This window comes from Candidatus Methylomirabilota bacterium, from assembly GCA_035260325.1.
Lineage (GTDB): Bacteria > Methylomirabilota > Methylomirabilia > Rokubacteriales > CSP1-6 > AR19.
Genome location: DATFVL010000314.1, coordinates 1 through 8,589, shown reverse-complemented (window position 1 = coordinate 8,589; position 8,589 = coordinate 1). Strand labels below are relative to the sequence as shown.

Sequence of the window (8,589 nt, the reverse complement as noted above, 5' to 3'; positions counted from 1 at the left end):
TCACGAAGAGCGACGCCGGCTCACTCTACCTCGTCGACGAGGCGCCCGACGGGACGCGCCAGCTCCGCTTCGCGCTCGCCCAGAACAACAGCGTGGAGTTTTCCTTCCGCACGACGCGGCTCCCCCTCACGAGCGAGAGCGTGGCCGGCCACGTCGCGCTCACCGGGCAGATCCTGAACCTCGCCGATGCGTACGCGCCGCCGCCCGGCGCGCCCTTCCAGATCAACCGCTCGTTCGACGAGCAGGCCGGTTACCGCACGAAGTCCATGCTGGTCGTGCCGATGCGGACGCCGCAGGGCGAGACGATCGGCGCGCTCCAGCTCATCAACTGCAAGCCCGACTTCGCGATGGTCCTCCGCTCCCCGGAGGAGGCCGAGCGCGTGGTCACGCCGTTCGACGCCCGACACGAGAAGCTCGCGGGCTCGCTCGCGTCCCAGGCGGCCGTCGCGGTCGCCAACAGCCGGCTCTACGAGTCCATCCGCCAGCTCTTCGAGGGCTTCGTGCAGGCGTCGGTCACCGCCATCGAGTCGCGCGACCCGACCACCTCCGGCCACTCGTTCCGCGTCGCGAGCCTCACGGTCGGCCTCGCGAGCGCCGTGGACCACGTCAGCACGGGGCCATACGGCGGGACGCACTTCTCGATGGACGAGATGATGGAGCTGCGTTACGCCGCGCTCCTCCACGACTTCGGCAAGGTCGGCGTGCGCGAGCAGGTGCTCGTGAAAGCCAAGAAGCTCCACCCCGGCGAGCTCGACCGGATCCGCCAGCGCGTCGAGGGCGTCAAGCGCGGGCTCGAGTTGAGGTACGCGGGCAAGAAGATCGACTACCTCCTCGAGAAGGGGCGCCGCCGGTTCCACGAGCAGGCCACGGCGTACGACGCCGAGCTCGCCGCGTACCTCGCCGAGCTCGACGACAGCCTGAACCGCATCGTGATGGCGAACGAGCCGGCGGTGCGTACGCATCGGCGAGGTTCAGGATCTGCCCGGTGAGCGCGACGTGGCCGGCCACGCTCTCGCGCGTGAGGGGGAGCCGCGTCGTGCGGAAGGAAAACTCCACGCTGTCGTTCTGGGCGAGCGCGAAGCGGAGCTGGCGCGTCCCGTCGGGCGCCTCGTCGACGAGGTAGAGTGAGCCGGCGTCGCTCTTCGTGATCTCGCGCGCCTTCGTCAGGATCGTCTCGAGGAGCTCGCGCGGGTTCCGCTCGGCGGAGAGGCGGATCCCGATCGCGTTCAGCTCCGACAGCTCGCGGTCGAGCCGCGCCACCTCGGCGGCGCGCTCGGCGTCGGCGAGGGCGTTCTCCACCGCGCGCTCGAGCATCGCGCGCCCCGCGCCCGCGGGCACGAGCGCGTACCAGTGGGCGGGCCAGGGGCCCGCCGACGCGGCGTCCACCAGGCCGACCACGCGCACGTGGCCGTTCGACGGGGGCGCGAGCTCGGTCGCCTCGCCGACGAGGACGACGGTCGGCGCGGCGGCGGCCGTCACGGCGTCGGCGGCGAGCGCGCCGACGTCGAAGCGGTCGGCGACGAGGGCGGCGGCGGCCGTCGCGGCGCGCGAGCTCGCGTCGTAGAAGACACGGCGACGCATAGAACGAGCGTAGGGCGCGCGCTCGGGCGAAGTCAAGGATGGGCGGCGCCCGCTAGAATGAGCGGGTGACCGAGCTCGGGCGCCTGGCGACGCTGGTCGGCGAGCTCGAGACGCGCCCGGCGCGGCTCGAGAAGCTGCGGCTCGTCGCCGAGTTCCTCCGCGCGCTGCCGCCGGGCGAGGTGCCGACCGCCGTCGCCTTCCTGACCGGCCGCGCGTTCCCGGCCTCCGACCCGCGCGTCCTCGGCGTGCGCGGGCTCCCGGATGTGGACGCGCCGACCGCCGGGCCGCCGCTCGAGCTCGGCGACGTCGCCCGGGAGTTCGCGGCCGTGGCCGACGCGCAGGGACCGGGCTCCAGGCGGGCGCGGGAGGAGCGCCTGCGCGCCCTCGCGGCCCGGGCGAGCGAGCCCGAGCGCGCGGTGCTCCGCCGGATCATCGGAGGGGAGATGCGCACGGGCGTCTCCGACGGGCTCGTCCTCGAGGCGATCGCCCGCGCGGCCGGGGTGCCGGTCGCCGCGGCCCGGCGGGCCGCGCTGCTGGTCGGCGACCTCTCGACGGTCGCGGAGTTGGCACTCGGCGGCGGCGCCGCGGCCCTCGCCGCCACCGTCGCGCGGCCCGGCGTCCCGCTCCTGCCGATGCTCGCCGAGATCGCGGAGGACTTCGACGAGGTGCTGGCCGCCCACGGCGGACGCACCGCGCTCGAGTACAAGTACGACGGCGCGCGGATCCAGCTCCACCACGACGGCGCGCGCGTCGCCGTCTGGTCGCGCCGCCTGTCCGACGTGACGCGGAGCCTGCCCGACGTGGTCGCGCTCGCCCGCGGGCTCGACGGCGCGCCCTTCATCCTCGACGGCGAGGTCGTGGCGCTCGACCCGGCGGGCCGGCCGCTGCCGTTCCAGGAGCTGATGCGGCGCTTCCGCCGCACGCACGAGGTCGAGGCGCTCGTGCGCGAGATGCCCCTCGCGATCCATTTCTTCGACTGCCTGCTGGCGGACGGCCGCTCGCTCATCGACGCGCGCTACGAGCGGCGGTGGGAGGAGCTCGCGCGCGTGACCGGCGGGCGCCACCTCGCGGAGCGCCTGCTCGTCGGCGACGCCGAGGCCGCGCGCGCCTTCTTCGAGCGCGCGCTGGCCGCGGGCCACGAGGGCGTGATGGCGAAGGACCCGCGGAGCCCGTACGAGCCCGGCGGGCGCGGCAAGCGCTGGTTCAAGCTGAAGACCGCGGAGATGGTGGACTGCGTCATCGTCGCCGCCGACCGCGGCTCGGGCCGGCGCACCGGGTGGCTCTCGAACTATCACCTGGCCGTGCGCGACGGCGACGCCTTCGCCGACGTCGGCAAGACCTTCAAGGGGCTGACCGACGCCCAGTTCGCCGCGATGACCGAGCGCCTGCGGGCCCTCGCGACCGGCGACGACGACGGCTACACCGTGCGCGTGCGGCCCGAGGTCGTCGTCGAGGTGGCCTACAACGAGATCCAGAAGAGCCCCACGTACCCCTCGGGCCTCGCCCTCCGCTTCGCGCGGATCACGCGCATCCGCGACGACAAGGGGCCGGGGCAGGCGACGACGCTCGACGAGCTGCGGCGCCTCTACGAGGGCCAGTTCAGGACGAAGGGCCGGCGCGGGCCCTAGTGTAGAATCCACGCTCATGACCGACCGCGTCTCCACCGGGCTCCCGAAGCTCGACGCGATGCTCGGCGGCGGCCTCTTGCCCGGCACCCTCGCCTGCGTCTACGGCGCCACCGGCATCGGCAAGACCCACCTCGGCCTCACCTTCGCCGACCACGGCCGCGTGGCCGACGGCGCGCGCGGGGTCGTGCTCGACATGAACGGCCGCGGCGACTCGCAGCAGCACGACGAGTACGCCGCGCGCCTCTTCGGGTGGCCGCTCGGGGAGTGGACGCACACCGTGACGCCGATGAGTGATCCGTACCCGCCGCCCGGCCAGCTGGAGGCGTTCTACTCCAACGCCCTCCGGTGGGTCGGGCGCGCCCGCGACTTCCAGGTGCCGACGCCCGACGGCGGCGTCGAGTTCGACTGGAACTGGAAGGCGATGTACAACCACGCCCTCTACACGGTGCGCCCGTTCCTCTACTTCCACTTCGCCGCGGGCGCGCGCCGCGTGGTGGTGGACGGCGTCGAGCCCATGGACTCGCCGGCTGACTCGATCCAGTTCTTCATGTTCGACGAGCTCTATCGCAAGACGATCCACCGCGACGCCGAAACGCTCGGCATGGAGATCTGCCTGCCCGTGTGGAAGCACCGCGCGTTCATCGACGCCCACCGCTACGATCACGCGCGCGTCACCACACTCCTGCTCGTCACCACGGAGGAGACGCGGATCGAGGACCTGCTCGCGCGGAAGGTCGCCACCGGCGACGTGGGCGCGACGGCGAACACGATCGTCGTGCTCGGCAGCGAGCGCGTCGGGAACCGGCTGGCACGGATGCTCAGCGTCGTCAAGCACCGCAGCAGCGCCATGTCCGACGAGATCGTCGAGTTCAGGATCACGCCCGCCGGCATCGAGATGTAGTGTCCGCGCCCGGCCAGCCGGGACGCTACACCTCCTGCGTCGGGACGAACTTCCGTTTCTCGATGAACGCCTTGGGCCCGTTCAGGGTGTCGGGGAGCCCGAGGTTCGTGTTCCAGAGGGTGTTCTCGAGCCTCAACCCCTCCTCGAGCGTCCTGCCGAGGCCGCGGATGCACGCCTCTTTGTCGGTGCGGAGCGAGGACTGCGGATACTCGCAGATCCGCTCGGCGAGCTTCGTGCATTCCTCCATGAGCCGCGCGCGCCTCACCACGCGGCTCACGAAGTCGATGCGGTAGGCCTCCTTCGCGTCGAACCAGCGCCCCGTGATCAGGAGGTCGAGGGCCACGCCCAGGCCGACGATGTGCGGCAGCCGCTGGGTCAGGCCCGACTCGGCGCCGACGTTCCAGCGGCGGTTGACGACGCCGAACTTCGCGTGGTCGGCGGCGATGCGGATGTCGCAGGCCATCGCGAGCTCCATGCCGCCCGCGAGGCAGTAGCCGTTGATCGCGGCGATGATCGGCTTCCAGACGTCGATCCCCTTGGTGATGCCGCCGAGGTTCGGCCCCTCCTGCGCGCGCCGCCGGTTCCACTCAGGCGACCGCCGCGAGATGGTCTCCACGTAGTACCGCAGGTCCGAGCCCGCGCAGAACGACTTCGTTCCCGCGCCGGTCAGGATCGCGACGTAGAGCTTGGGATCATCGCGGAAGTCGCGCCACACGCTCCAGAGGTCGCGGTCCACGGTTTCCTCGAGGCAGTTCTCGTGCTCGGCGTTGTCGATCGTGACGTAGGCGATGTGCCCCTTTTTCTCGTAGCGGACCTTGCGTAATTTGAGTGCCACGCCGGCGCCCTCCTGTTTAAATCGTGGCGATGGGTAGCGGGACTCTACCATGGCCGCGCTGAGCCTCGACCGGCTGGGCCGCGCGCAGAGGGACGCGCTGCGCGCCGTCCTCGCGGCGGCGCCGCGCGGGAGCGCGCCCGTCCTCGTCGGCGGTGCCGTGCGCGACGCGTGGCTCGCCCGCGCGGCGCGCTTCGGACCGGCCGACCTCGACCTCGCGGTGCCCGCGGGCGCCCTCGACCTCGCGCGGGCGCTCGCCGCGCGGCTCGGCGGCGCCTTCGTGCCCCTCGACGCCGGGCGCGGCACCGCGCGGGTCGTGGCGGCGGGCGTGCGCGTGGACGTCGCGGACTGGCGCGGGGCGACGCTCGCCGGCGACCTCGCCGCGCGCGACTACACGGTGAACGCGCTCGCGGTCCCGGTGCGCGAGCTCCTGCGCGACGGCACGGCGCCGGTGGTCGATCCCACGGGCGGGCTCGCCGATCTCCGCGCTCGGCGCCTGCGCCCGCCGGACCCGCGCGTGCTGGCCGAGGACCCGCTGCGCGCGCTCCGGGGCGTGCGGCTCGAGGCGCAGCTCGGCCTCCGCCTGACGCCGCGGACCGTCTCTGCCATCCGTGAGGTCGCGCCCGCGCTCGCGAACGTGGCGCCGGAGCGGGTGAGGGACGAGCTGCTCCTCGTGCTGGCGCTCCCCGCCGCGGCGAAGGCGCTCCGGCGGCTCGACGCGCTCGGCCTCCTCTCCGTGATCGTGCCCGAGGTGGAGCCCATGCGCGCCACCGCCCAGCCCGCGCCCCACCGCTTTCCCGTCCTCGAGCACTCGCTTCGCGCCGCGGCGGGCGCCGACCTCGTGCTCGCCCGCACGGTCGAGCTCCCGCCCTTCGGCGAGGCGCTCGCCCGCCACATGGCGGAGGAGCTCGGCGGCGGCGTCACGCGTGGCCAGGCGCTGAAGCTCGCCGCCCTGCTGCACGACGTGGCGAAGCCCGAGACCCGGCGCGTGATCGGCGGGCGCGTCCGCTTCTTCGAGCACGACGTGGTCGGTGCCGCCCGCGTGCGCGCGATCGGCGCGCGGCTGCGCCTGCCCGCCCGCGCCGCCGGGGTGCTGGAGCGGCTCGTGCGCCATCACCTGCGCCCGATGCACCTCGAGGCCGCCGGCCGGGTGACCCGCCGCGCGGGCTACCGCTTCTACCGCGACCTCGCGGAGGACGCGCAGGACCTCCTGCTCCTGGCGCTCGTCGACGCCGCCGCGGTGACCGGCGCCTCGCCGCTCGGCGTCTGGCGCCGCGCCGGCCTCCTGCGCGACCTCCTGGCCGGCTTCCCGCAGCAGCAGGCCGTGCGCGCGGCGCCCCCGCTCCTCCGCGGTCAGGACGTGATGGACCGCCTGGCGCTGCCGCCCGGGCCGGCGATCGGCGCGCTGCTCGCGCGGGTGCGCGAGGCGCAGGACCTCGGACGGGTGCGGACGCGCGCGGACGCGCTCGCCTACCTTGACTCTCTCGCGGGCGAACCCTAAAGTAGGCGCGGTTCGACACGGCATCCATCTCCCTCGCGTGAGGAGGCGCTCTATGCGTTTCTGGCGGATCATGGTGACGCTCGTCCCGGCCCTCGTCCTTCCGGTAACGGCGTTCGCGGCGCCGGCGGGCAAGGTGATCATCGCTCAGGGCGTCGATCCGACGACGCTCGACGCCATGAACCAGCAGGAGACGCCGGCGTCCGTGATCGCCGAGCACATTTACAACAAGCTCGTCGAGCGCGACGAAAGCCTCAAGATCGTGCCGGCCCTGGCCGCCGAGCTGCCGAAGCTCGTCTCGCCCCAGGTGTGGGAGGTCAGGCTCCGGCACGGCGTGAAGTTCCACAACGGCGAAGACTTCAACGCCGACTCCGTGAAGTTCAGCCTCGAGCGCGCCAAGGACCCCAAGATGCGGGGGAGCTCGAACTTCAAGCTGATCGAGCGGGTCGAGGTCGTGGACCCGTACACGGCGCGGGTGCACACCGCCAAGCCTTGGCCGACGTTCGTTGTCGCGATGAACCACCCGCAGGCGATGATGTATCCGGCGAAGGCCTACGCCGACAAGGACACGGCCTTCATCTCCAAGAACCCGATCGGGACGGGGCCTTACAAGTTCGTGCGGTGGTCGAAGGACGAGGAGATCGTCCTCGAGGCGAACGAGCACTACTACCGCGGCGCCCCGCGGATCAAGACCGTCGTGTTCAAGCCGATCCCCGACGACGCGGTCCGGGTGGCGGCGCTCCAGAACGGCGAGGTGGACGTCGCCGTCAACATCCCGCCGCACTTGGCGAACATCATCGCCAACCACCCGAAGCTCTTCCTCTCCACCGCGCCGTCCATCCGCACGATCCAGCTCATGATCTACACGCACCAGTTCGACGCGCATAACAAGCTCGTCGGGCCCTACCAGGGACCGACCGCCGACAAGCGGGTGCGCCAGGCGATCATGTACGCGCTCGACGTGGACGAGATCATCAAGGGCGTGCTCGACGGCAAGGCCATGCGCGTCGCGACCATGCTGCCCAGCATGCACTTCGGCTTCGATCCCTCCCTCAAGCCGGTCAAGCAGGACCTCGCGCGGCTGAAGAAGCTCCTCGCCGAGGCCGGCTACGCGAACGGCCTCGAGATCACGCTGAACGGCCCTCAGGGGCGCTACGTGCGTGACAAGGAGGTCGCCGAGGCGGCCGCCGGACAGCTCTCGAAGGCGGGCATCAAGACGACGCTCCGGACCTTCGAGTTCGTCAACTACCTGAACAGCATGGTCTACGTGCACAAGGCGGGGCCCGTGTGGCTGATCGGCTGGGGGCAGGGGATGATGGACGCCGAGGGCATCTACGTCCCCCTCTTCCGCAGCGGCAACCTCCTCTGCAACTATTACAACGCCGACGTCGACGGGCTGATCGACCTCGCGCAGACGCAGATGGATCCGAAGCAGCGGCTCGAGACCTACCACAAGATCAACAAGCTCTGGATCGAGGACGTCGCCGCCGTGCCGCTCTACCAGCAGCTCGACCTCTACGGCGCGTCGAAGCGCCTCGTCTGGAAGGCGCGCAGCGACGAGCTGATCAAGGCGTACGACATGAGCCTCAAGTAGGGGCGCCGCCGGCGACGACGGCGTACTATAGGAGAGCCGGGCGGGCGTAATTCAGTGGCAGAATGCCAGCTTCCCAAGCTGGACGTCGCCGGTTCGAATCCGGTCGCCCGCTCCAAATCTTCCGGGGGGTTGCGGCGAGACCCGCAGCCCCTCGGTGCTGTTACTGCCCAAAACACTGCCCATGTGAACGGCCGCACATCTGTTCATAGGCCGGCCCGCGCAATCAACGCGGCCATGACCGAGCCGTCCCGTCGCGTGAGGTTCGGGATGAACTTGTGATAGTGCCGGATGACCATTTCGGTGGAGCTATGTCCCAGGACCTTGGCGACCCATCCGATGTCCTCCCCGCTCGCCAAGCTGAGCGTCGCGAACGTATGACGGGTTTGGTAGAGCGTGCGCTCGCGAAGCCGGGCGCGGCGGAGCGTCGGCTTCCAGATGCGCTCTCTGAGGTTCGTGATGTCCAGATGGCTTCCGCGTTCGTTGGCGAACACCCACTCGCTGCGAAGCTGGCTGTCGGCGCGCTGAGCTCTGAGGACGCGCTCCACCGGCGGCAAC

The 8,589-nt window shown here is 71.7% G+C and carries 9 protein-coding genes and 1 tRNA gene; 8 read left to right on the top strand and 2 right to left on the bottom strand.

Features of this window, described 5'->3' with window-relative positions; genetic code table 11:
* The 5 genes from VKG64_20050 to VKG64_20030 all read left to right on the top strand — a co-directional run.
* Window positions 1-989, top strand: a 989-nt coding sequence (locus VKG64_20050; GenBank protein HKB27333.1) for a GAF domain-containing protein, incomplete at its 5' end; no start/stop codon positions are given.
* Window positions 986-1,123: a hypothetical protein gene (locus VKG64_20045; protein ID HKB27332.1), complete on the top strand. Its 138-nt coding sequence runs from the start codon at window positions 986-988 to the stop codon at window positions 1,121-1,123. The genes VKG64_20050 and VKG64_20045, both read left to right, overlap by 4 nt.
* A 21-nt stretch (window positions 1,124-1,144) precedes the next feature.
* Complete coding sequence (locus VKG64_20040; GenBank protein ID HKB27331.1) at window positions 1,145-1,564, top strand: hypothetical protein; 420 nt, start codon at window positions 1,145-1,147, stop codon at window positions 1,562-1,564.
* Between the two features lie 82 nt (window positions 1,565-1,646).
* Window positions 1,647-3,209, top strand: a complete 1,563-nt coding sequence (locus VKG64_20035) for an ATP-dependent DNA ligase (protein ID HKB27330.1) — start codon at window positions 1,647-1,649, stop codon at window positions 3,207-3,209.
* Window positions 3,210-3,225: 16 nt separating this feature from the next.
* Window positions 3,226-4,110, top strand: a complete 885-nt coding sequence (locus VKG64_20030) for an ATPase domain-containing protein (GenBank protein HKB27329.1) — start codon at window positions 3,226-3,228, stop codon at window positions 4,108-4,110.
* A gap of 25 nt (window positions 4,111-4,135) precedes the next feature.
* On the opposite strand, the gene VKG64_20025 is transcribed toward VKG64_20030, so the two are convergent.
* On the bottom strand, window positions 4,136-4,945 hold the full coding sequence (locus tag VKG64_20025) for an enoyl-CoA hydratase-related protein (GenBank protein HKB27328.1): 810 nt from the start codon (window positions 4,943-4,945) through the stop codon (window positions 4,136-4,138).
* 49 nt (window positions 4,946-4,994) lie between these two features.
* Between VKG64_20025 and VKG64_20020 the strand changes: the two genes are divergently transcribed.
* The 3 genes from VKG64_20020 (at window position 4,995) to VKG64_20010 (ending at window position 8,149) form a co-directional block, all read left to right on the top strand.
* A complete protein-coding gene (locus VKG64_20020; GenBank protein ID HKB27327.1) occupies window positions 4,995-6,443 on the top strand; it encodes an HDIG domain-containing protein in 1,449 nt (482 codons plus the stop codon).
* 52 nt (window positions 6,444-6,495) lie between these two features.
* A complete protein-coding gene (locus VKG64_20015; protein HKB27326.1) occupies window positions 6,496-8,034 on the top strand; it encodes an ABC transporter substrate-binding protein in 1,539 nt (512 codons plus the stop codon).
* 40 nt (window positions 8,035-8,074) lie between these two features.
* Window positions 8,075-8,149, top strand: a tRNA-Gly gene (locus VKG64_20010).
* An 88-nt stretch (window positions 8,150-8,237) separates the two neighbouring features.
* On the opposite strand, the gene VKG64_20005 is transcribed toward VKG64_20010, so the two are convergent.
* A partial coding sequence (locus VKG64_20005) for a tyrosine-type recombinase/integrase (protein HKB27325.1) occupies window positions 8,238-8,589 on the bottom strand: 352 nt, incomplete at its 5' end.

Coding starts and splice junctions, on each gene's coding strand:
- VKG64_20015 (HKB27326.1), top strand. CDS start 6,496: ATGCGTTTCTGGCGGATCATGGTGACGCTCGTCCCGGCCCTCGTCCTT.
- VKG64_20030 (HKB27329.1), top strand. CDS start 3,226: ATGACCGACCGCGTCTCCACCGGGCTCCCGAAGCTCGACGCGATGCTC.
- VKG64_20020 (HKB27327.1), top strand. CDS start 4,995: ATGGCCGCGCTGAGCCTCGACCGGCTGGGCCGCGCGCAGAGGGACGCG.